Origin of the sequence: Streptomyces sp. NPDC000404 (assembly GCF_040300365.1) — a bacterium.
GTDB classification, from domain to species: domain Bacteria; phylum Actinomycetota; class Actinomycetes; order Streptomycetales; family Streptomycetaceae; genus Streptomyces; species Streptomyces ramulosus.
In genome coordinates, this window is sequence record NZ_JBEPDN010000021.1 from 15,762 (window position 1) to 35,752 (window position 19,991).

Consider the following 19,991-nt stretch of genomic DNA (forward strand, 5'->3'; position numbering starts at 1 on the left):
CTGCGTAGTGTGGCTTCATGATGGATGTGGGGGCCTTGCAGGCGCTGCGGTCGGTGGCCGCGCTGGGGACGCTGACGCGGGCGGCCGAGGAGCTGGGCTTCACCGCTTCGGCGGTGTCGCAGCAGATCAAGCGGTTGGAGCGGCAGGTGGGGGTGCCGGTGCTGGCGCCGGCGGGGCGCGGGGTGGTGCTGACGCTGGCCGGGCGGGCGATCGTCGATGCGGCGCCCGAGGTCTTCCAGGCGCTGGAGCGCTGTGCGCAGGCGGCGCGGTCGGTGGCGGAGGGGGCGCCGCGCGGGACGCTGCGGGTGGTGTCGTTCTCGACGGGCATCCGCGGGCTGCTCGCGCCGGTCATGGCGCGGGTGGCGGAGCGCTGCCCGGAGCTGCGGGTGCACATCACCGAGCAGGAGCCCGGTCAGGCGCTACACTGCGTCGACGCGGCCACCGCCGATCTCGCCCTGCTGCACGACGTCGACGGGCTGCCCGTGCCTCTGCCGCCGTCGCTGACGCAGCGTCATCTCCATACCGACGTCGGCGACATCGTGATGCACCGCACGCATCCGCTGGCGTCGGACGCCTCGCCGCTGGCCGCCGGCGATCTGGCCGGCCACGTCTGGGCGACGAGCCCGCCACACACGGTGTGCCACCAGTGGTTCCGGCGGTTGGTGGCGGAGTTGCCGAAGGAGCCGGAGGTGCGGCATCTGATCGACGACTTCTCCACCCAGCTGTCGCTGGTCGCCTCCGGTGAGGTCATCGCGCTGATCCCGCGCCTCGCCCGCCCGCCCCTGCCGGACGGGCTGGTCGTCCGGCCGCTGCGGCAACCGCCGAAGCGGGAGGTGTACGCGGCCTGGCGGCGGAGCGCCCAGGCCAGCCCGGCGATCCGCGCGCTGTTGGCGGAGTTGCCGCGGCAGGCGACGGCTGCTCAAGTCCAGTAGGCGCGGTACGGCGGTGTCCGCCTCCGCGGGAACGCGGCGGGCGGAGCGGCGGGACGCGGGGGGGGGCGCACCGCGTCAGTAGGCGTCGTCGAGGGCATCGACGACGGCTCTCAGCTCGCGGGAGCGGCGGCGGGACATTCCGCGGAGCACGCCTTCCAGGAAGGCGCGCGCCTCCAACGGGCTGCCGCAGCATCCCCACTCCCCGCACCCGCTGTCCTCGGTCCAGAGCCTGCGGGCCGGGTCGCGGACGAAATCGCGCCAGAGCAGCAGGGCGGCGGCGGTCACGCCCTGCCACAGGTAGTTGCGGTCCCGCTCGACCCGGGAGACCTCGGCGAGGGCGGCGGGTGACAGGCTACGGGGAAGGGGCGCCGCAGACGGGGATGGCGGATGCAGGGATGGCGTGGCTGTTGTTCGGCGCGCAGGCGCCCGGGCCGTCTACGCGGCATACGCCTTTCGGGAGAACGTCATGAGGTGATCATGCCATGGGTGGCGGGGCTGCGGGCCCCGTGACGCCGGACGGGCCACGCGGCAGGTCCCGATCGCGTTGGCCGAACGCCGCTCCCCCGCCCGGCAGTTCACCCAAGAATGGCGGTGATCCGTCAACCCGAGGGGCAGCAATGACGTACGAACCCAGCGACCTGGTCAAAGAAGGCGCCCGGAAGATCAATTACCTCGCCGAGGAGCTGACCAACGGCCGGGGAGCCTTCGAGAACGCGGACAACGCGGTCCGCGTCTTCAAGTACCTCCAGCAGATCTCCGAGCACATGCCGCTGCTGCTGAGCCGCGCATCGTCCGTTCTTGAACAGACGGCCCGCAACCCGGAGCACGCCGCCGAGGCCGCACGGTGCGTCGGCGAGGCGGTGACCAGCGCCACCACCCTCGCCGCACACCTCGAAAAGGCGCAGCAGGCCGCGCGGGACGCACGGCGCACCTGAGCGGCGGGCACCGCGCCCGTACGTTCACGCTCCCCCGCCGGCCGCGGCCGCCGCGCGCAGCGCCTCCCGGATGCGGGCGGCGGCGGGTGCGCCGTCCAGGCCGTCCTGGGTGCGGTACATCCGGCAGGTGAGGGAGGGGACGGCGCCCGGTTCGGCGAACGGGTCGCGGCCGTTGATCAGGATCGTCGGGGAGCCGGTGAAGCCCGTCCGCGCGGCCGTCGTCCCGTCGGTGACGGTCCGGGTGGTGAGGCGGGCGGCGCGCAGACCGGTCTCGTCCAGCGCCTGCCGCAGCCGCTCCTCGGCGAGCTGCCGGTTCGGGCAGTCCGGTACCACGAGTACGTCGATCTCGATGGTTGCGTCTCGTTCCGCGGTGGGGCCGGGCTCCCCGGGCGCGTCGGTCTCCATGGCTCCATGGTCGCGCACCCGGGCCGTGCGGGGCCCGGTCGTGCCCGCCGAAGGCCACCGGCTACTTCGTCGAGATGAACGGGCCCCGGCCCGCTCCCTCTGGCTCTACGACCGCCGTCTGCCGCCGGAGCGGGCACGGCAGCCGCTCCGTGGCGGGTTCCGCCGTTCCGTCCGCCCGTGTGACCTCTGTCCGCCCCGGCCGAAATTCGTGACGCGGACGGGTGGGGCGTACGAGGATGGCCGTATGTCGAACACCCACACCTCCGACGAGTCGCTGCCCCGTCAGGTCGCCGACGCCTATGTCGACGCCCTCATCGCGCTGGACCCGATCACCGGCACCTACCTCGGTGATGCCGCCTCCTCCGACCGGTTGCCCGATCTGTCGCCCACCGGGCAGGAGGCCCTGGCCCAGCTGGCCCGCACCACGCTGGAGCGCCTCGCGGTCGCCGAGGCGTTGCCGGGGGCGGCGAACCCGGTCGAGCAGCGTTGCGCCCGGCTGCTGCGCGAGCGGTTGACGGCGGAGCTGGCGGTGCACGAGGCGGGTGAGGGCCTGCGGGCGGTCAGCAACCTGGGCTCGCCGCTGCACCACGTCCGCGAGATCTTCACCCTCACGCCGGCCGAGTCCGACGAGGACTGGGCGGCCATCGCCCGGCGGCTGCGCGCCGTGCCGGACGCGCTGGAGGGGTACCGCGCCGCTCTCGACGCCGGTTTGCGCCGTGCGCTGCCCGCCGGGCCGTTGCAGGTCGCCACGGTCGTGGAGCAGTTGGACGAGTGGATCGGTGCGGGTGCGCGCAGTTGGTTCGCCGAGTTCGTCGCGCCGGGTCCTCAGGCGCTGCGGACCGAGCTGGAGGAGGCGGCTGCGGTGGCCACGGGGGCGCTGGCGGAGCTGCGCCACTGGCTGCACACCGATTACGCCCCGGCCGTCGCCGGCGCCCCGGACGTGGTGGGCCGGGAGCGCTACGCGCGGCTGGCGCGGTACTACACGGGGATGGACCTCGATCTCGACGAGGCGTACGCGTACGGCTGGTCGGAGTTCCACCGGCTGCTGGCGGAGATGCGTACCGAGGCGGAGAAGGTGCTGCCCGGCGCCGCCACCCCGTGGGAGGCGCTGGCCTGGCTGGACGGCAACGGTACGCACATCGAGGGCGTGGAGGAGACCCGGCGCTGGCTCCAGGAGCTGATGGACGACACCGTCGCGGAGCTGGACGGCACGCATTTCGCGCTGTCCGAGCAGGTGCGGCGGGTCGAGTCGCGGATCGCGCCGCCCGGCAGCGCCGCCGCGCCGTACTACACGCAGCCGTCGCTGGACTTCAGCCGCCCCGGCCGCACCTGGCTGCCCACGATGGGCGAGACCCGTTTCCCGGTGTACGACTTGGTGACCACCTGGTACCACGAGGGCGTGCCGGGGCACCATCTGCAGCTGGCGCAGTGGGTGCAGGTCGCGGACGATCTTTCGCGCTACCAGACCACCTGCGGCATGGTCAGCGCCAACGCCGAGGGCTGGGCGCTGTACGCGGAGCGGCTGATGGACGAGTTGGGCTTCCTGACCGATCCGGAGCGGCGGCTGGGGTACCTGGACGCGCAGATGATGCGGGCGATCCGCGTGATCATCGACATCGGTATGCATCTGGAGCTGGAGATCCCGGCGGACTCGCCGTTCCACCCCGGTGAGACGTGGACGCCGCAGCTGGCGCACGCCTTCCTGGCGGCGCACTGCAGCCGCCCGGCCGATTACGTGGAGAGCGAGGTCGTCCGCTACCAGGGCATTCCCGGGCAGGCGATCGGCTACAAGCTGGGCGAACGCGTCTGGCTCCAGGGCCGCGAGGCCGCCCGCGCCCGGCACGGCGCCGCCTTCGACCTGAAGGCGTGGCACATGGCCGCGCTGTCGCAGGGTTCGCTGGGCCTGGATGATCTGCTCGCGGAGCTTTCCGCGCTCTGAGGCCGTCCGGCCGGGGCCCGCGCCCGGGTCCCGGCGGGTGGCCCCGGCGGGCGGCGCCTGTGCGGCGCCGCCCGTCAGCGCTCCGGCGCGGCCGTTCGGGGCGCCACCGCGACCACGTGGTAGACGCGCTCGCCCACGGCGACGTCCCCCAGGGGCGTCATGCCGAAGCCGTCGACGTGGACGCGCCAGGACGGCCGGTTGGCGGCTTCGATGAAGGCGACGAGCGCGTCCGCGCGGCCGTCGGCGGCGCCGCACGCCAGGGTGAACAGCCGCCGGGCGACGCCCTGGCCCCGGTGGGACGCGTCCACGACCAGCGGTCCGTACAGCAGCCAGCGCACCGCGCGCAGCGGGCGGCCCTGCCAGCGGAGGGTGTCCTGCGCGGCGAGCAGCGCACGGACCGGGGGCGGTGGGGCGGGCAGGCCGTCGGGGGCGGAGAGGGCGAGGAGCCCGGCGACCTGCCCGTCGTCGTCCGCGAGGAGGAGTTCCCCGCGCCCGGCCATCGCCCGCAACCCGCGCTCGTCCAGGCTGCCTTGGACGAAGCCCTGACCGGCGCGGTGTTCCGGGGTGAGGGCGTCGTGGTGGTTGGCGGCGAAGAGCGCGGCCATGGCGGGCGCGTCGGCCTCGGTGGCGTGGCGGTACTGCATACGCCGATGCTGTCACGGACGGGGCGCGGCCGGAGGCACGGTGGCATCGACGGCTGGGGCGGTTCGGGGGCGATGCGCGCACGATCGCACCTCCGGTACACGCGGCAGGCAACCATCCGGGCGTCAATGGTGTTGTCAGAGGGAGGAGTTGGCAGAAAGAGGGCGCGCGGCGGGCGCCGATGAGGAGGAAGGAGCGATCCGGTGTGCGGGAACGACCCGATCAAGGACAGGTCCAGGCCAGCCCACTAGGCTGACACCGTGTCGAGAAGCGAATTGGAACGGCTGGCCCGGATCCGGATGCAGGTGACGAAGGAAACGCTGGAAGCTGCGATGGCGGCTCTTCAAGGGCATCCGAAGGACCCCGAACCCGATTCCGACGACGAGAGGCGGCGCACCCCCGAGCCCGAGCCCGAGTCCTCCGAAGGGCCCGACGACGAGACTCCACCGCCCCCGCGGCTGCGTCTACTGCCCTGACCAGGATCTTCACCCTTCACACCGAACACACCTCCGGAAAAGCATGGGTGAAAGATTCACTCATCGTTGGTGGAGTGCGAGAAACGGAACGCATGCTGTGGGCGGCACGATCCACCGCACCATCCGTTCCTCCTGGGGTACCACCATCATGCGCACCGCACTTCGCACCCGCTCCGCGCTCGGACTCGCGTCCGCCGTGGCACTCTCCCTCTCCTTGACCGCCTGTGACGGAGGGGCGGACGGGGCGAAGGCGTCCGGCTCCGCGAGCAGTTCGGCCACGCGGTCCGAGGGCGGCGCGGGCAAGGCCGTCGACAGCTCCCCCGGCAAGCCGGCGAAGGGGAGCGACGACGCCCAGGCCCCGTCGTCGGCCGCGCCGGCCAGGGACCCGAAGAGCGACGCCGGGGCCGCCGGTGACGGCTGCGTACTCGGCACCACCGAGTTCGCCCTGAAGGAAGCCGCCGGCAAGCCGTCGGCGGCGCTGCTGACGGCCACCAACAACGGCTCCACGCCGTGCTCGATGTACCACGCGCCGTTCGTCGCGGACCCGGTCGCCGGTCACACTCTCACGGTCGCCCCGGACACCGAGCCGCAGGCCGTGGTGGTGCTGGCGCCGGGCAGGACCGCCTATGCGGCGATCACCCTGGCGCGCACCGAGTCGACGCAGAACCACCGCACCAAGACCTTCGACGTCACGCTCGCCGGCAAGGGCAACACCGGCACGGACGGCCACACCGCCGTCTCCTCCCCCGGCCCGGCCGGACTGCAGATCAATCCGAGCACCCGCGTCACCTCCTGGCAGTCCACCGAGGAAGACGCCCTCAGGTAGGGGCCGTTGGCCCGCGGCCCGGCAGCGGCCGGTGCGCCACCGACCGCTGCCGGGCGCCGCGTAGGCCCGGAAGCCGCAGCTCAGTCCGCCCCTTGCAGGCGCCTGAGGGACTCCGCCAGCTTGTCCACCTCCTCCGTCGTGTTGTAGAGCGCGAGCGAGGCGCGGACCGCGCTCTGCACGCCGTAGTGGGCGAGGGCGGGCTGGGCGCAGTGGTGGCCGGCCCGTACGGCGATGCCGTCGCGGTCGAGCCAGGACGCGACCTCGGCCGGGTCGTGTCCGGCGAGGGTGAAGGTCAGCACCGCGATCCGCTCCGGCGCCGAGCCCAGCACCTCAAGCCCCGGGATGTCCGCCAGCGCCTGGTGGGCGTGGGCCAGCAGGGACGTCTCGTGAGCGACGACGGCGTCCTGGTCGAAGGCGGTCAGCCAGTTCAGCGCGGCCAGCAGGCCTACGACGCCGGCGATGTGCCCGGTGCCGGCCTCCAGGAGGTGCGGGGCGGGCGCGAAGGTGGTCCGGTCGAAGGAGACCGACTCGATCATGTTGCCGCCGCCCTGCCACGGCTCCATCTCCCGCAGGACGTCCGGCTTCGCGTAGAGCGCGCCGATGCCCGTGGGAGCGAACAGCTTGTGGCCGGAGAACACGTAGAAGTCGGCGTCCAGCTCCTGCACGTCGACGGGGAAGTGCGCCACCGCCTGGGCCCCGTCGACCAGCACCTTGGCGCCGTAGCGGTGGGCCAGCGCGGTCATCTCGCGGACCGGCGGGACGGTGCCGAGTACGTTCGACGCATGGCTGAGCGCGACGATCCGGGTCCGCATGGAGAGCAGGTCGGCGTAGGCGCGCTGGTCGATCTGCCCGTCCGGCCGCAGCGGTACGGGCACCACGCGGGCCCGGGTCTCCTTGGCGATCATCTGCCAGGGGACGATGTTCGAGTGGTGCTCCAGGACCGGTACGAGGATGTCGTCGCCGGGCCCGAGGTGGGTGCGCCCCCAGCTCTGCGCGACGAGGTTGACCGCCTCGGTGGTGCCGCGGGCGAAGACGATGTCGTCCGGCGACGGCGCCCCCAGGAATTCGGCGACGGCCGCCCGGCCCTCCTCGTACGCCTCGGTGGCCTCGCGGGCCATGGTGTGCGCGCCGCGGTGGATGTTGGAGTTGGCGGAGCCGTAGAAGGCCGCCAGCGCCTCGATGACCTGGCGCGGCTTCTGCGTGGTGGCGCCGTTGTCCAGCCAGACCAACGGGTGGCCGTTCACCGTGCGGTGCAGGACCGGGAAGTCCGCACGCGCCGCCTCCGGCGAGAAGCCGGTGCGCCGGCCTGGGAGACCGGAGGGAGCCGGCGCGGGCGTGGCGGGCGCGGTCTCGCGGTTCGGGGACGGTTCCGGTGGCCGGCCCGGCCGCCAGCCCCGGAGCGGGTCAGGAGTAGTCATGGTAGTGGGAGACCTCGACGTTCTGGAGCACCGCGAGGGCGTCCTCGACCAGCACCGCCGCATTGAAGTACGCCGTCATCAGGTACGAGGTGACGCCCTTGCCGTCGACGCCCATGTTCCGCATCGCCAGGCCGGGTTCCACCTCGTCCTCGACCTTCGCGGGGCGCAGCCCCACCACGCCCTGCTCGGCCTCGCCGACGCGCATCAGCAGGATCTCGGTGGTGCCGACACCGGCGCCGCCGGAGAACCGCACCTTGTCGGAGGGGAGCAGCGGCACACCGCGCCAGGTGAGCAGCGGGCTGCCGAAGCTGTTGTCGATCACCGGGGGCACGCCCCGGCGGGTGCACTCCCGGCCGAACGCGGCGATGGCGCGCGGGTGGGCCAGGAAGAAGGCGGGCTGCTTCCAGACCCGGGTGAGCAGTTCGTCGAGATCGTCGGGGGTCGGGGCGCCGGTGCGGGTCTGGACCCGCTGGCCGGGGGCCACGTTGTGGAAGAGGCCGAACTCCGGGTGGTTGAGCAGGGCGGCTTCCTGGCGCTCGCGCAGGGCGTGCACGGTGAGGTTGGCCTGGGCGCGGGTCTGGTCGATGGGCCCGTTGTAGAGGTCGGAGACCCGGGTGTGGACGCGCAGCACGGTCTGCGCGAGGGTCATGTGGTACTCGCGGGGCGTGTCCTCGTAGTCGACGTAGGTCGCGGGGAGTTCCGGCTCGCCGTGGTGCCCGGCGCTGAGGTCGACGGGTACTTCGGTGCCCGGCAGGACGCCGTCGGCGAGGTAGGCGTCGAGCGCCGCCCGTACCTCCGGGGCGCGGTCACAGAGCCCGGTGAGCACGGCGCGGTCGATACAGAGCGCCACACCGGGGGTGAGCGCCTTGACGCGGTACGGCAGCGCGGTGGTGCGGCTCCAGGCGTCGAGGTCGAAGAACTGGCCGTCGGCGATCACTTCGAGGAGGGCGTCCTCGCCGTAGCGACCGCTCACCCGCTTCTCGGCGCGGCCCTGGGAGAGCACCCACAGCCGGTCGTGCGCCTCGCCCTCCGCGGCCAGGATCTGTCCGGCGTCGAAGGCGACCTCGGTGAAGGCGTCCGCCAGCTCGGTGAGCAGCGCGTCGTCGGCCTCCCGGAGGTAGGGCACCTCGCGCAGGTCGCCCGGGACGACGCGGGTGGTGCCGCCGTCGTGGTGGGTGCTGATGCGGTCGTCGCCGAGGACATAGGTGCGGCGGCGGTTGACGCGGAAGACGCCGGATTCGACGTCCACCCAGGGCAGGGCGCGCAGGAGGTAGCGCGGGGTGATGCCGCGCATCTGGGGGGTGGTCTTGGTGGTGGTCGCGAGTTGCCGTGCGGCATCGGGGGTGAGGCTGGTCCGGTCGCTCACAGAGGCTCCTTGCCGAAGGAAGTACCCACCGGGCGGCGCCGGTTGGTACGCGGTGCGCCGATCGTCGATTTCCGATCCCGCCCGCCGCAACCGGCGGCTGCGCGGGCACGGCCGGAAAGCTTCGGCGGAGAGGAGGCACGGCTTCCGCACCTCTGATCGAACCTCCGCCGCCGCACCGCCGCTGCGCTGCGCGCGTCCGTGTCGCCGGATTCCGTCGTGCCGTGCCGCAGCGTTCCGCGAACGTCCCGCTACACGACGCGATTTGCCTCGCGCGAGAGCTTTGCCCACCCTCAAGTGCGGCTTATATCACCAATATGACCGGACATCAGTCCACGCTTCACCCGGCGCGTATCGCCCCATAAGTCCTCCGCTCTCCCCCCGCCGCCGCGTCCATGTGGTCCCGCGAAGCAGGGTTCTTGACGGGGTCAGGCGGACGCGCCGCCCAGGACCTCTTGTGCACCATGGCCGACCAGGCACTTCTGGCGTTTTCTTGACGCCGGGGGCGTGATCGTTCTTGACTGCCACGGTCATCCCCGCCACGGGGCACCTCTCATCGAAGGTCGTGAACATGCTGGCTGACGCCCCCTCCGCCACCGAAGTGGTCGGGCAGTTCCTGCTCGGTGACTCGTTCGCCTGCCTGGCCGGTCGTTCGGCCTGGCGGCAGGGCGGGATCACCCATCGCCATTACACCTGGCTCGGTGACGAAGGGGCGGCGCGGCAGCTGGCGGAGGATCTTGAGGCGTATGTGGCGGCCGTGGACTGGACGGCCAAGCCCTTCACCAGCTTCGTCGCGACGTTCTCCGGGCCGCTGGAGGTGCCGGAGACCGAGTTCGAGCGGCTGATGTGGCAGCAGTTGCAGGGCGTCCACGACCACGACAGCCGTACGCACGGCTGGGCCGAGGGGTACGACCACGACCCGCAGTCCGGGGCGTTCGCCTTCAGCGTCGCCGGGCACCCGTTCTTCGTGATCGGGCTGCACGAGACGCACGTCCGCGTCGGCCGCCGCCCTCCGTTCCCGATGCTGGCGTTCAACTCCCACGAGCAGTTCGACCGCATAAAGGCAGCCGGGCTCTGGGACCGCCTCCAGGAGAAGATCCGCAAGCAGGACATCGACCTGCAGGGCGACATCAACCCCAACCTGCTGGAGTACGAGAAGCTGTCGGAGGCCCGGCGCTACTCGGGCCGCCCGAAGCCGGCGGACTGGGTGTGCCCGTTCTCCGCCCAGGTGAACGGCTGATCCGTCGGACACGGCGCGGGCCCGGCCGGGCGACTCCGGCCGGGCCCTTCGCCTGCCGCGGCCACCGGCTCCGCGCCCCTTCCGGGCGTGCGGCACACCGCCGGCCGGCGGCGCCCGCCCGCCCGTCCGGCAACCCGCTTGTCCACAGCGGGAGATGAACCGCGGGGCGCCCTGTTATGGTGCGCCGATGTCATCGATCAAGCAGGTCCAGATCACCTTCGACTGCGCGGACCCCGAGCGCGTCGCCCGGTTCTGGTGCGAGGTGCTGGGGTACGTCGTTCCGCCGCCGCCGGAGGGGTTCGCCTCCTGGGGCGATTTCGACCGCTCGCTGCCGCCCGAGCGGCAGGGTTCGGCGTTCGCCTGCGTGGATCCCTCCGGTGCGGGCCCGCGGCTGTTCTTCCAGCGCGTCCCCGAGGGCAAGGTCGTCAAGAACCGCGTCCACCTCGACGTCCGCGTCGGCACCGGGCTGGTGGGGGCGGAGCGCCTCGCCGCGCTGGAGGCCGAACGCGCCCGGCTGACCGAACTCGGCGCGACCTGCGTGCAGGTGCTGGTCGCCGACGGATTCAACGAGTCGTGCATCGCGATGCAGGACATCGAGGGCAACGAGTTCTGCCTCGACTGAGCGCCCTTCGAGACGGAGGGACGGTAGCCGACCGCCTCGGGCTCAGGCCCGAGGCGGTCCCGTAGGGGCGGGGCGCCCCGCCTTCCGCCGGTGAGCCCGGGCCGTCACGCCTCCAGCGCGCCCGTGGCCAGCAGGCGCAGCGATGCCCCGAGCCGCTGGGCCTCCCCCTGCCCCAGCAGGCGCACGACCGGCCCGTTCTGCAGGGCGCTCAGCAGGATGTGGGCGAGCAGTTCGGCATCCAGGTCGGGGCGCTCCTCGGCGATCAGCGCGCGGAGGTGGCCGTGCCAGAACCCGTAGACGGAGTGCTGTTCGCGCGCGTCGTCCGGGGCGTCGCAGGAGGCCGTTACCGTCTCGCCGAGCGCGGCCAGCAGCCCTTTGTTGCGGCCGACCACGTCCACGACCGCGTCGAGGAAGGCGAGCAGCCGGTCCCGGGGAGCGGCGCCCGGGCCCAGCGGCGGGGGCCCGTCCGTGACCGCCTCGCGCAGGGCGTGGGCGCGTTCGACCATCAGCTCCCGCATCAGCCCGGCCCGGCTGCCGAAGCGGTGGAACACCGTGCCCTTCCCGACCCCGGCGGCGGCGGCGATGCGCTCCATCGAGACCTGCTCCGGGGGGTACTCGGCGAGCAGCCGCTCGCCGGCCTCCAGGATCGCGCGCCGGTTGCGGGCCGCATCGGCGCGTTCGCGGCGGACCTCGGTCATCACCTCTCCCCTCCTCCGGGACCGCGGCCATGGCCGACCAACCCCGTGGACAACTGGACCATCGGTCCAGTACGGTCCAATTGGACCGCCGGTCCAGTTTAACCCGTGCGCTGTGCAGGGAGAGCTGTCATGCGACGTATCCGTTACCACTCCTACGGTGGCCCCGAGGTCCTCGCCCTGGAGGAAGCCCCCGTACCCGTCCCGGAGGCGGGGCAGGTGCTCATCCGGCCCGAGGCGATCGGCGCCAATTTCGTGGACACCCAGCTCCGGCGCGGGATGGCCCAGGCGGAGCTCTACCCGCGCCCCTTCCCCCGCCCCCTCACCGGCGATGTGGTGGGCACGGTCGAGGCGGTCGGGCCGGGCACGGATCCCGGTCTGATCGGGCAACGCACCGCCGCGGCCTGCGAGGACGCGTTCTGCGATCTGGTCGTGGCGGACGCGCAGTGGCTCGTCCCGGTGCCCGACGGGCTCGACGCGGGCACGGCCGGCGCGCTCCCCATGGTGGCACCGGTGGCGCTGGGCGTGCTGCGCGCCGGGCGGCTCGCGCACGGCGAGACCGTCCTGGTGCACTCCGCCGCGGGCGCCATCGGCCACCTCACCGTCCAGCTGGCCAAGGTGCTCGGGGCGGGTACGGTCATCGCCACCGCCGGCGGCGCCGCCAAGCTGGACTTCGCCCGCGCCCACGGCGCCGACATCGGCATCGACTACACCGACGAGGACTGGCCGGAGCAGGTCCGCGCGGCCGCGCCCGGCGGCGTGGACGTCGTCCTCGACGCGGCCGGCGGCGACATCCTCCGCCGCAGCCTGGACGTACTGGCCCCCTACGGGCGGCTGGTGGCGTACGGCGCCGCGAGCGGGGAACTCGGCAGCGTCCCCGTCGCCGACCTGTTCGCCCTGAGATCCGTGACCGGCTTCTCCCTCCTGGCCGCGCGGGCGGCCGCCCCCGAGCAGGCCCGCAAGGACCTGGCCGAACTCACCGGGTACGCGATCCGGGGGCTGCTGCGCACGGCGGTCCACGCCCGGCTGCCGCTGACCGGCGCCGCCGAGGTCCACCGGCTGCTGGAGAGCCGGGCCCAGCAGGGCCGCATCCTGGTCGTCCCGTAGGCGCCCGGGCGCGGCCGGCGGCGAGCCGGGGCGGCTCGCCGATGGCCCCGTGCGCGCCGCTGCGGCCCGCACGGGGCCTCTACGGCGCCCCTCCGCGCCGGATCGCGAGGACCGCCGCGTCGTCGCCGAGCCGTCCGCTGGTGTACGTCAGCAGATCCGCATGGAGCAGCCGCAGGACCTCGCGCGGGCCGTGTCCGCCCCATGCGGCGGCGCGGTCGGTCAGGGGGTAGAAGACGCCCTCGGCGTTCCGGGCCTCGGTGACGCCGTCCGTGAAGAGCAGGAGCAGGTCGCCCGGTGCGAAGGGGAAGGTGTCGACCCGGAAAGGCCCGGGGCCGCCGGGGTCGCCGAGACCGCCGAGGCCGATCGGCAGGGCGCCGTGCCGGGCACCGAGGGTGCGCACCTCCCCGTCGCGCAGCAGCAGGGGCGAGGGGTGTCCGCAGGTGATGGTGTGGACCTGTGCGGCGCGGTCGGGGATGTCGAGCAGGGTGGCGGTGGCGAAGACCTCCTCTTCGTCCGGGGCGTCGCTCCCCCACTGCGCGGCGTCCCAGCGGATCGCGCCGTCGAGATGGGTCGCGAGGGCCGGCAGCGACGCCTTGCGGTGTGCGGCCGCCCGGAAGGCCCCGAGGAGCAGCGCGGCGTGCCCGTACGCGGGCAGCCCCTTGCCGCGGACGTCGCCGATGAGCAGCCGGGTGCTGTCGTCCGTACGGGCGGCGGCGTACAGGTCGCCGCCCATCTCCGCCTCCTCCTCGGCAGCGAGATAGAGCGAGGCGATCTCCAGGGGGCCGCTGCGGGCGGGCGGCGGGCGCAGCAGTACCCGCTGGGCGACGGCCGCCACCGAACGGGTCGTGGCCAGCCGCCTCTCGGTGCGGTCGCGGACCACGGTGAAGAGCACCACCAGGGTGCCGACGATGATCAGCGCGGCGATCTGCACCTGGTGGTTGCGGGAGGCCGGCTCGCCGCTGATGAACCCGATGACGACCTGGGCGACGACGGCGAGCGCCGCGATCGCCCCCGTGAGCAGCGGTCCGGCGAACGCCGCGGTGAACGTGGGGGCGGCCACCAGCAGCGGCCCGAGGTGCACCTCGGGCGGGAAGAGGCTGTCGATCACGGTGACGGCGCAGATGAGCGTGATCGGGATCAGCACGAGGTACCGCGCGGAGAACCGGCGTTCCCGCGGTGTGCCCGGCTCACGAAAGGCCATGTGTCATGCTCGCACCGCTGCGGCCGACGCGCCCGGCGACCCGTGACGAGCCGGGGCCCGCGCCGCGCCCGTTCCCTCGACTGCCCGCAGGGCGCGCGCCCGCGGTGCGGCGGGCCGGGACTCGTCCATGGCGTCCCGCTCCGCGGGCGGGCGAGGGGCCGTTGCGACGGGTTCCCGGAGCACCGGACAGGACCGGACGACCGGAGCGCCGCGTCGAGGCCCGCATCGAGGCCCGGCCGGGCCGGGCGGACAGGATCAGGCACCGCGCCGGGAGGCCGAGCCGAGGCATCCCTCCGGAGGCCTCCTGCCGACCGCTTCGCCTACGCCTCCCCGACCGGCCCCGCGCCCCTCCCCAACTCCCCTTCCGCACAGGGGATCCCGTGCCGCGACCACTCTTCCGGGCGGTGGAAATCAGACCGGGGCGTTGGTTTTATGGGGCCATGAGCCGCCCCCACCTGCCTCTTCCTCCCATCCCCGCGTCCCGCCTCGCGGGCGCGGCGTCCGGTCCGGTCCGGTGCGTCCGGGCCCCGGGAGGTGCCCGATGAGCCGGCAGCCCCGGTCCGTGCAGACCCGGCGGGCGTTGATCCGCTCCGCCGCCCGGACCTTCGACGAGCACGGCTACCCGCGGGCGAAGCTCAGCGAGATCAGTGCGGGGGCCGGGGTGAGCACCGGCGCGCTGCACTTCCATTTCGACACCAAGGCGGCGGTGGCCGCGGCCGTCGAGGAGGAGGCGGCGCGCACGCTGCGCGAGGCCACCCGCACCGTGCGCCACCTCACCCCCGATCCGCTCCAGGCACTCGTCGACACCACGCATGTCCTGGCACGGCAGCTGGCCACCGATGTCGTCGCCCGCGCCGGATACCGTCTCAACTGCCAGTCCGCGCACCGCTCCGGACCCGATCTGCGGGCACACTGGCATGTGTGCGTATGCGAACTCCTCCGGCGGGCCGGGGAGCAGGACCTGCTGGTGCCGGGCCTGGTGGCCGAGGAGTCGGCGGCGGCGCTGGTGGGGGCGACGACCGGCTTCGAGGTGCTGGCGCGGGAGGACGCGAGCTGGCTCGCCCCGCCCGCGGTGACGGGCCTGTGGCGGTCGTTCCTGCCGATACTGGCGGGCCCCGGGGCGTCGCAGTCCCCGGAGCCGTCCGGTCCGCGCAGGGCGCCGCGGGGCCGTGCGCGGACGGCCCCGGCACTGGTCCGCCAGCCGGGCGGGTGAATCCCCCGCCGCGGCGGGGGCGTTCAGACGGAGGAGGCGGGGGTGTCCGCGCCGTGGGAGCGCTGGTGCGCGCGCCACATCCGGGCGCCGCGGTCGACGGCGGTGTCCAGCCGGCCGAGCACTCCGGGGACGGCCACGCCCGGCAGCACATGGTCGTACAGCGCCGCGATCTTCGCTTCGAGGCTGCCGCCGGAGATGGCGGAGTTCACCACCTCGACGCCGGTCCAGGCGCCGACGAAGAGCGCCGCGGTCTCCTGCGGGTCGATGTGCGGCAGCAGTTCGCCCTGGTCCTTGGCCCGTCGCAGCAGGGCGCCGAGGTAGTCGATCCAGCCGGGCCAGGAGGTGCCGAGGAGCGCGCGGGCGTGCTGGTCGGCGGAGAGCGTGATGGAGGCGCGCAGCAGCGGCTCCCGGGGCAGGCGGTGGGCCAGGACCATGCCGGCGTCGACCCATTCCTGCAGTTTGGAGTCCTGCGGCAGGACGCCCTCGACGGTCAGCGCCTCGCCGAGCACGCCGCGGGCGAGGTCCTCCTTCGAGGTGAAGTGGAAGTACAGGGCGCCCTTGGTCACGCCCGCCCGGCTGAGGATCTCCGCGATGGTCGCGGCGTCGTAGCCACGTTCGTCGAAGACCTCTCCGGCCGCCTCCAGAATCGTGTGCCGGGTCTGGATCGCCCGCGCCTGCCGCGCCATCAGGAGACCTCATTCATCTGTCGCTGTCGGTGCCACCGGCATCGCACGAGCCGGGGTCCCGGTGGGCCCGAGCACCGGTTCGTCATTATCTGCAGCGACGCATTGCAAAGAAAACCGGGCAGTACGTATCTTAGCATTTGCCGGAACCGCCGGTTCAGTACAGACCACCGCATCAGGGGAGTCGAGTGCCAAATGTTGCTCATACCGAGCCACTCCGGCCGGCCTGAACTGCCGCACAGCTCACGTCAGCCCGATGCGCCGGAGCGGGCAACCTCCGCGGTGCGCAAGGAATTCCTCCATCTCAGCTTCGACGACTCCGTCTTTCTGACGGGATGCGAGCGGCGCGGGGAAAGGGAATTCGCCCTCACGGCACGCTGGCCCGGCTTCACCAGAGCCGGGGCCCGCGGCGGAGTGCGCCACGAGCCGCTGTTCGTGGCGCAGACCATCCGACAGGCCGGCCTGCTGATCACCCATGCGGAGCTCGGGGCGCCGCTGAACCACGCGGTGCTGCTGCGGACCTTCAACTTCCGTCTGGAGCCGTCCTTCCAGCCCCCCGAGGGGGTACCGGTCGACCTCGTCGTGCACGTGTGCGGCACGGAGCGGGGCCGGCGCGGCACCCGCCGGCCGCAGATGCGCATGGAGATGGAGCTGACCACCCCGGAGGGCGTGCGGATCGGCAGTGCCGTATCGGACTACGAGTGGATCGCCCCGGCGGTCTACCGGCGGCTGCGCGGCAGCCACGTCGAGGCCGTCCGGGACCAGCCGCCGCTGCCCGCGCCGGTGGCACCCGAGCGGGTGGGGCGCCACGACCCGGCTCAGGTGACGCTGTCACCGACCGAGCGGGCCCGGCGCTGGCAGCTGCGGTGCGACTTCGCCAACCGGCTGCTGTACGACCACCCGGTCGACCACATCCCGGGGCTGGTGCTGATCGAATCCGCCCATCAGGCGGCGCGGTTGACGGCGCCGGCCTCGTTCGTGCCCCGGACGGTCACGTCGGCGTTCAACCAGTACGTCGAGTTCGACGCGCCGTGCTGGATCGAGGCGGAGACCGACGGCGGCGAGGCCGGCGGGGACGGCTTCCGGGTCGTGGTCCGCGGCTACCAGCACGACCGGCAGGTCTTCCGCAGCACGCTGACGTAACGCCGCCCCCGGCGGGCGGAGGCCGGTGGGCCGTGGGCGGCGACCCGCGGACCGCGGCGCTCCGGCCGTCGCCGGGGCGGTCGCCTCACACCATCGTGAAGCCGCCGTCGACCGGCACCACCACTCCCGTGACGAACGACGAGCGGTCGCTGCACAGCCAGGCCGCGGCCTCGGCGATCTCCTCGGCGCGGGCGGTGCGCGCCTGCGGGGTGGCGGCGTGCAGCCGGGGCTCCAGCCCCGGGTTGCGGGCGAACCAGTCGGCGATGATCTCGCTGCGGGTGGTGCCCGGCGCGACGCTGTTGACGCGGATGGACCGGTTCGCGTATTCGGCCGCGGCGGCTTTGGTCAGCCCGGCGACGGCGTGTTTCGACGCGACGTACGGTGCGGCGGCCGGAATGGACTGCAATCCGCCGACGCTGCTGTTGTTCACGATGGAGCCGCCGCGCGGGTTTTGCAGCATCGCCCGTATTTCGTACCGCAGGCAATTCCAGGTGCCGCGGACATTCGTTTCCATGATCTGTTCGTAGACCGTGTCGTCCATGAGATGCATGGCGTCCTGGTCGCCGCCGACCCCGGCGTTGTTGAACGCCGAATCGAGACGGCCGAAGGTGTCGAGCGCGAGATCCACGACCCTGCGCACCTCGTCGGGCCGGGTGACGTCCGTCGGCGCGTACTCCACCTGAGTGCCCTTTTCTCGCAGCTCGGCGGCGATCTCGGCGAGCCGGTCGGTGCGCCGGGCGGCGAGCACGAGGGTGGCCTGTTCGGCGGCGAAGACCCGTGCCGCGGCGGCGCCGATGCCGCTGCTGGCCCCCGTGATCAGAACGACTTTTCCGGCGAGAAGGCCGTGTTCGGTAGTCACGGCCGGATTGTGCCACGCCCGTTTCGGGGGATTTCCCGGAGAATGGGACGCCGCGGTCTGGTTTTCTGTGCGATGCCCGCACACGGGCACCCGGAAGGTCGCATTCGGGCGCCTCATCGGCGTACGGAGCGCCGTAATTTCCAGACCGTACGGTTTGGAAATTACGCGCCCGGCGCATTTCGGGAATGCGGGAGCGGCGGAGTGGTATGGCGCTTCCGGGCCGCTCCCCCCTCGCATGCGGACGGCGCGGTCACCGGTGGGGTGACCGCGCCGTGGGGCCGGATCGGGCGGACGCGCCGCGTCAGCTGAAGGTGCCGGGCTCGACCGCGGTGACGGTGAACTCCCCGCCGCAGACCCGGAGGTTGCCGCTGCCGGTCGTCATGGACTCCTTCGAGCCCGGCGCGTAGACGTACACGTAGGCGCCGCGCTTCCAGCACGGGGTGTCGGAGACGCCTTCGTTGACGGTGTGGATCAGGGCGTGGGCGCTCGCGCCGGGCGCCAGACGGACGGCGCCGCCCGCGCCGCCCTCGCGGGTGGCGGGCCTGCCGATCTTGCCGCCGTCGCGGGAGATCAGCGAGACGCCCGGGTATCCGCGCAGCGTGCAGGCCTTCTTGCCCTTGTTGGTGAAGGTCAGCGGGTAGCGGAAGTTGCCGGCGCCGGCGTCGGGGGCGCCCAGGCTCAGCGACATCTGGTCGGAGGTGCAGCGGTCCGAGGCGGCGAGCGCGGACGGGGGCTCCTCCTTGGTGCCCGGGCTGGGCTCGGCCTGGTGGTGCCCGGGGCTCGCGGAGGTCGCGTCGCCCGCTCCGGGGGTGTCGCCGGGCGCGGTGGATTCCTTGGCTCCGGCGCTCGGTCCGCCGGCGGGACCGGTCTCGCCACCGGACGGCCGGGGCGCGTCCTGACCTGCGGCGGTGGGCGACGAGGCCGGGGCGGCGTGCGAACCGGAACTGCCGGAGCCGTCCTGACAGGCGGTGAGTGCGAGCGCGGCGACGGCGATCAGTGACCCGGCTGCCAGACGGCGGCCGCGGCCGAGAGCCTTGCTGGTGAGCGACATGCGGCTCCCCCTCGGGTGGTGGGTGGGTACCCGCCTTGCGTGGGTACGCACGGTCGAATCGGCTGCCCGGCCAGCGTGCCCCGGGGCGCTGGCAGGTGGCTAACGGGGCGCTAACGCCTCACTAACGACAATCCGCCGCGTTCGGTCGCCCGCCGGCCGCGCCGCCCCTCGACGGCAGTATGAACCTCCCGCCGCCGCGGCGCCTTCGGACACCGCAGTCCCTCACGAAGTCCCAGGTCCCGGGCGTGGAGCGGGGTTCCGGCCGCCCCGGAGCGGGCCGCCGGGGCGTCCAGCCGCCGACGGGTTCCGTTACGTAGGGCGGGTACGTCGTTCAGGGGCGGCCTGCACGGCGTACGCCGGCGGACGATACGGCGGACGCCCGCGCCGTGTCCAGGGCCGGAAGGCGGGTGATCGTCACCGTCGCGGCGGGGATGACGAGCCGTCGGGGCGGCCGATCACCATGGCGGATTTCCGCCGGTCCGCCGCCGGGCCGCGGCGCAGAATCGAGGTGTGAACATCCATGGCAGGAGGCGGCAGCGGCCGGTCGGGGTTCCGGTGGCGGGCGCCGCCGGGACGCCCGCGCGGGCCCCGGACGAGGAGGACGCGATGTCGGCGCGCGGCGGAGAGGGACGGCGCGCGGCAAGTCCGCTGCTCGCCGCGGCGGAGGTGACCGCGCAGCTCGGCGGCGTCCCCGCACCCGCCGACCACACGGACGCGGAACTGGCCGCGGTGCTCGGCCTGCTGACGGAGCCGCCGGGTGCCCGCCGCCACCGGATCGACGCGGTCGTCGTCGGGCACAGCCGGGACGCGGCGTCGGCCGCGGCGGCGCGGGCGTTCGCCGGCGCGTGGCGGGCGGCCGGGCGGCAGGTGTGGGCCACCGTCGACTGGCCGGAAGAAGCCGCCTCATGGCTCCGGTTCGCCGACCGGCTGACCGCTCCGGAGCCGGATGCCTGGGTGATCGCCGCGACGGCACCGGGCTGGGCCCAGATGAGCCGGCGGTTGCGGCACAGCACCGGCTGGGACCCTGCCCGTACGGTCGGTTTCGCGGCCCTCGGTGACTCCCGGCTCGCCGCGCTCGTCGGCCCCGGCACCCTCGACGGCATGCGGGGCGCCACCGCCGACGGACACACCTGGGTGATCGACCGGGGCTGGGTCACCCGCACCCTGCCGGCGCCGCCCGCGTAGTGCGGTCGGGGTGGCAGCCTGGAAGGGACACGGCACCAGCCCACCCGGAGTGAAGG

21 protein-coding genes are annotated in these 19,991 nt (G+C 73.5%); 11 read left to right on the top strand and 10 right to left on the bottom strand.

From position 1 onward, the window contains the following. The first annotated feature begins 17 nt into the window (after nt 1-17). Nucleotides 18-932, top strand: coding sequence for a LysR family transcriptional regulator (locus ABT345_RS31555; RefSeq protein ID WP_345092419.1), 915 nt, complete (start codon nt 18-20; stop codon nt 930-932). A 75-nt stretch (nt 933-1,007) separates the two neighbouring features. Here the strand turns inward: ABT345_RS31555 and ABT345_RS31560 are convergent, their stop codons facing one another. Further along, nucleotides 1,008-1,217: a hypothetical protein gene (locus ABT345_RS31560; protein ID WP_345092421.1), complete on the bottom strand. Its 210-nt coding sequence runs from the start codon at nt 1,215-1,217 to the stop codon at nt 1,008-1,010. Nucleotides 1,218-1,549: 332 nt separating this feature from the next. Between ABT345_RS31560 and ABT345_RS31565 the strand changes: the two genes are divergently transcribed. Next, nucleotides 1,550-1,867: a hypothetical protein gene (locus ABT345_RS31565; RefSeq protein WP_345092423.1), complete on the top strand. Its 318-nt coding sequence runs from the start codon at nt 1,550-1,552 to the stop codon at nt 1,865-1,867. A gap of 24 nt (nt 1,868-1,891) precedes the next feature. Here ABT345_RS31565 and ABT345_RS31570 read toward each other — a convergent pair whose 3' ends face one another. Then, nucleotides 1,892-2,272, bottom strand: coding sequence for a hypothetical protein (locus tag ABT345_RS31570; protein WP_345092426.1), 381 nt, complete (start codon nt 2,270-2,272; stop codon nt 1,892-1,894). A 244-nt stretch (nt 2,273-2,516) separates the two neighbouring features. Between ABT345_RS31570 and ABT345_RS31575 the strand changes: the two genes are divergently transcribed. Continuing rightward, complete coding sequence (locus tag ABT345_RS31575; RefSeq protein ID WP_345092429.1) at nt 2,517-4,211, top strand: DUF885 domain-containing protein; 1,695 nt, start codon at nt 2,517-2,519, stop codon at nt 4,209-4,211. A gap of 74 nt (nt 4,212-4,285) precedes the next feature. Here ABT345_RS31575 and ABT345_RS31580 read toward each other — a convergent pair whose 3' ends face one another. After that, nucleotides 4,286-4,855: a GNAT family N-acetyltransferase gene (locus tag ABT345_RS31580; protein ID WP_345092432.1), complete on the bottom strand. Its 570-nt coding sequence runs from the start codon at nt 4,853-4,855 to the stop codon at nt 4,286-4,288. Nucleotides 4,856-5,113: 258 nt separating this feature from the next. Here ABT345_RS31580 and ABT345_RS31585 point away from each other — a divergent pair, with 258 nt between their 5' ends. Both ABT345_RS31585 and ABT345_RS31590 read left to right on the top strand, forming a co-directional pair. Then, nucleotides 5,114-5,329, top strand: a complete 216-nt coding sequence (locus ABT345_RS31585) for a hypothetical protein (protein WP_345092435.1) — start codon at nt 5,114-5,116, stop codon at nt 5,327-5,329. A gap of 148 nt (nt 5,330-5,477) precedes the next feature. Beyond that, complete coding sequence (locus ABT345_RS31590; protein WP_345092437.1) at nt 5,478-6,155, top strand: DUF4232 domain-containing protein; 678 nt, start codon at nt 5,478-5,480, stop codon at nt 6,153-6,155. 80 nt (nt 6,156-6,235) lie between these two features. Here ABT345_RS31590 and ABT345_RS31595 read toward each other — a convergent pair whose 3' ends face one another. Both ABT345_RS31595 and ABT345_RS31600 read right to left on the bottom strand, forming a co-directional pair. Further along, nucleotides 6,236-7,573, bottom strand: a complete 1,338-nt coding sequence (locus ABT345_RS31595) for a SufS family cysteine desulfurase (protein ID WP_345092439.1) — start codon at nt 7,571-7,573, stop codon at nt 6,236-6,238. After that, a complete protein-coding gene (locus tag ABT345_RS31600) occupies nt 7,560-8,939 on the bottom strand; it encodes a family 2B encapsulin nanocompartment shell protein (RefSeq protein WP_345092441.1) in 1,380 nt (459 codons plus the stop codon). Before ABT345_RS31600 ends, ABT345_RS31595 begins: the two co-directional genes overlap by 14 nt. A gap of 568 nt (nt 8,940-9,507) precedes the next feature. On the opposite strand from ABT345_RS31600, the gene gntA reads away from it, so the two are divergent. Continuing rightward, complete coding sequence (gntA, locus tag ABT345_RS31605; protein WP_345092443.1) at nt 9,508-10,176, top strand: guanitoxin biosynthesis heme-dependent pre-guanitoxin N-hydroxylase GntA; 669 nt, start codon at nt 9,508-9,510, stop codon at nt 10,174-10,176. A 187-nt stretch (nt 10,177-10,363) separates the two neighbouring features. After that, the gene (locus tag ABT345_RS31610; protein WP_345092446.1) at nt 10,364-10,798 is read left to right on the top strand and encodes a VOC family protein; all 435 of its coding nucleotides are present in this window, start codon (nt 10,364-10,366) and stop codon (nt 10,796-10,798) included. Nucleotides 10,799-10,902: 104 nt separating this feature from the next. Here the strand turns inward: ABT345_RS31610 and ABT345_RS31615 are convergent, their stop codons facing one another. Continuing rightward, nucleotides 10,903-11,496, bottom strand: a complete 594-nt coding sequence (locus ABT345_RS31615; RefSeq protein WP_345092449.1) for a TetR/AcrR family transcriptional regulator — start codon at nt 11,494-11,496, stop codon at nt 10,903-10,905. Between the two features lie 129 nt (nt 11,497-11,625). On the opposite strand from ABT345_RS31615, the gene ABT345_RS31620 reads away from it, so the two are divergent. After that, a complete protein-coding gene (locus ABT345_RS31620; protein ID WP_345092452.1) occupies nt 11,626-12,600 on the top strand; it encodes a quinone oxidoreductase family protein in 975 nt (324 codons plus the stop codon). Nucleotides 12,601-12,679: 79 nt separating this feature from the next. Here the strand turns inward: ABT345_RS31620 and ABT345_RS31625 are convergent, their stop codons facing one another. Next, complete coding sequence (locus ABT345_RS31625) at nt 12,680-13,801, bottom strand: PP2C family protein-serine/threonine phosphatase (RefSeq protein ID WP_345092454.1); 1,122 nt, start codon at nt 13,799-13,801, stop codon at nt 12,680-12,682. Between the two features lie 541 nt (nt 13,802-14,342). Between ABT345_RS31625 and ABT345_RS31630 the strand changes: the two genes are divergently transcribed. Next, complete coding sequence (locus tag ABT345_RS31630) at nt 14,343-15,014, top strand: ScbR family autoregulator-binding transcription factor (RefSeq protein WP_345092457.1); 672 nt, start codon at nt 14,343-14,345, stop codon at nt 15,012-15,014. A gap of 23 nt (nt 15,015-15,037) precedes the next feature. Here the strand turns inward: ABT345_RS31630 and ABT345_RS31635 are convergent, their stop codons facing one another. Continuing rightward, nucleotides 15,038-15,700 (bottom strand): ScbR family autoregulator-binding transcription factor, encoded by a 663-nt coding sequence (locus ABT345_RS31635; protein ID WP_345092461.1) that lies wholly within the window; start codon nt 15,698-15,700, stop codon nt 15,038-15,040. Nucleotides 15,701-15,892: 192 nt separating this feature from the next. On the opposite strand from ABT345_RS31635, the gene ABT345_RS31640 reads away from it, so the two are divergent. Continuing rightward, nucleotides 15,893-16,840 carry a ScbA/BarX family gamma-butyrolactone biosynthesis protein gene (locus ABT345_RS31640; RefSeq protein WP_345092464.1) on the top strand — a complete coding sequence of 316 codons (948 nt, stop codon included), beginning with the start codon at nt 15,893-15,895 and terminating at the stop codon, nt 16,838-16,840. 85 nt (nt 16,841-16,925) lie between these two features. Here the strand turns inward: ABT345_RS31640 and ABT345_RS31645 are convergent, their stop codons facing one another. Both ABT345_RS31645 and ABT345_RS31650 read right to left on the bottom strand, forming a co-directional pair. Then, on the bottom strand, nt 16,926-17,699 hold the full coding sequence (locus ABT345_RS31645; protein WP_345092467.1) for an SDR family oxidoreductase: 774 nt from the start codon (nt 17,697-17,699) through the stop codon (nt 16,926-16,928). 301 nt (nt 17,700-18,000) lie between these two features. After that, the gene (locus ABT345_RS31650; protein ID WP_345092470.1) at nt 18,001-18,750 is read right to left on the bottom strand and encodes a DUF4232 domain-containing protein; all 750 of its coding nucleotides are present in this window, start codon (nt 18,748-18,750) and stop codon (nt 18,001-18,003) included. A 510-nt stretch (nt 18,751-19,260) separates the two neighbouring features. On the opposite strand from ABT345_RS31650, the gene ABT345_RS31655 reads away from it, so the two are divergent. Then, a complete protein-coding gene (locus tag ABT345_RS31655) occupies nt 19,261-19,935 on the top strand; it encodes a hypothetical protein (RefSeq protein WP_345092473.1) in 675 nt (224 codons plus the stop codon). The last annotated feature ends 56 nt before the right edge of the window (nt 19,936-19,991 follow it).

Excerpts from the sequence above, each read along its gene's own strand:
- ABT345_RS31555 (WP_345092419.1), top strand. The coding sequence starts at position 18 with ATGATGGATGTGGGGGCCTTGCAGGCGCTGCGGTCGGTGGCCGCGCTG.
- ABT345_RS31565 (WP_345092423.1), top strand. The coding sequence starts at position 1,550 with ATGACGTACGAACCCAGCGACCTGGTCAAAGAAGGCGCCCGGAAGATC.
- ABT345_RS31570 (WP_345092426.1), bottom strand. The coding sequence starts at position 2,272 with ATGGAGACCGACGCGCCCGGGGAGCCCGGCCCCACCGCGGAACGAGAC.
- ABT345_RS31575 (WP_345092429.1), top strand. The coding sequence starts at position 2,517 with ATGTCGAACACCCACACCTCCGACGAGTCGCTGCCCCGTCAGGTCGCC.
- ABT345_RS31580 (WP_345092432.1), bottom strand. The coding sequence starts at position 4,855 with ATGCAGTACCGCCACGCCACCGAGGCCGACGCGCCCGCCATGGCCGCG.
- ABT345_RS31590 (WP_345092437.1), top strand. The coding sequence starts at position 5,478 with ATGCGCACCGCACTTCGCACCCGCTCCGCGCTCGGACTCGCGTCCGCC.
- ABT345_RS31595 (WP_345092439.1), bottom strand. The coding sequence starts at position 7,573 with ATGACTACTCCTGACCCGCTCCGGGGCTGGCGGCCGGGCCGGCCACCG.
- gntA (WP_345092443.1), top strand. The coding sequence starts at position 9,508 with ATGCTGGCTGACGCCCCCTCCGCCACCGAAGTGGTCGGGCAGTTCCTG.
- ABT345_RS31610 (WP_345092446.1), top strand. The coding sequence starts at position 10,364 with ATGTCATCGATCAAGCAGGTCCAGATCACCTTCGACTGCGCGGACCCC.
- ABT345_RS31615 (WP_345092449.1), bottom strand. The coding sequence starts at position 11,496 with ATGACCGAGGTCCGCCGCGAACGCGCCGATGCGGCCCGCAACCGGCGC.
- ABT345_RS31620 (WP_345092452.1), top strand. The coding sequence starts at position 11,626 with ATGCGACGTATCCGTTACCACTCCTACGGTGGCCCCGAGGTCCTCGCC.
- ABT345_RS31625 (WP_345092454.1), bottom strand. The coding sequence starts at position 13,801 with ATGGCCTTTCGTGAGCCGGGCACACCGCGGGAACGCCGGTTCTCCGCG.
- ABT345_RS31630 (WP_345092457.1), top strand. The coding sequence starts at position 14,343 with ATGAGCCGGCAGCCCCGGTCCGTGCAGACCCGGCGGGCGTTGATCCGC.
- ABT345_RS31635 (WP_345092461.1), bottom strand. The coding sequence starts at position 15,700 with ATGGCGCGGCAGGCGCGGGCGATCCAGACCCGGCACACGATTCTGGAG.
- ABT345_RS31640 (WP_345092464.1), top strand. The coding sequence starts at position 15,893 with ATGTTGCTCATACCGAGCCACTCCGGCCGGCCTGAACTGCCGCACAGC.
- ABT345_RS31650 (WP_345092470.1), bottom strand. The coding sequence starts at position 18,750 with ATGTCGCTCACCAGCAAGGCTCTCGGCCGCGGCCGCCGTCTGGCAGCC.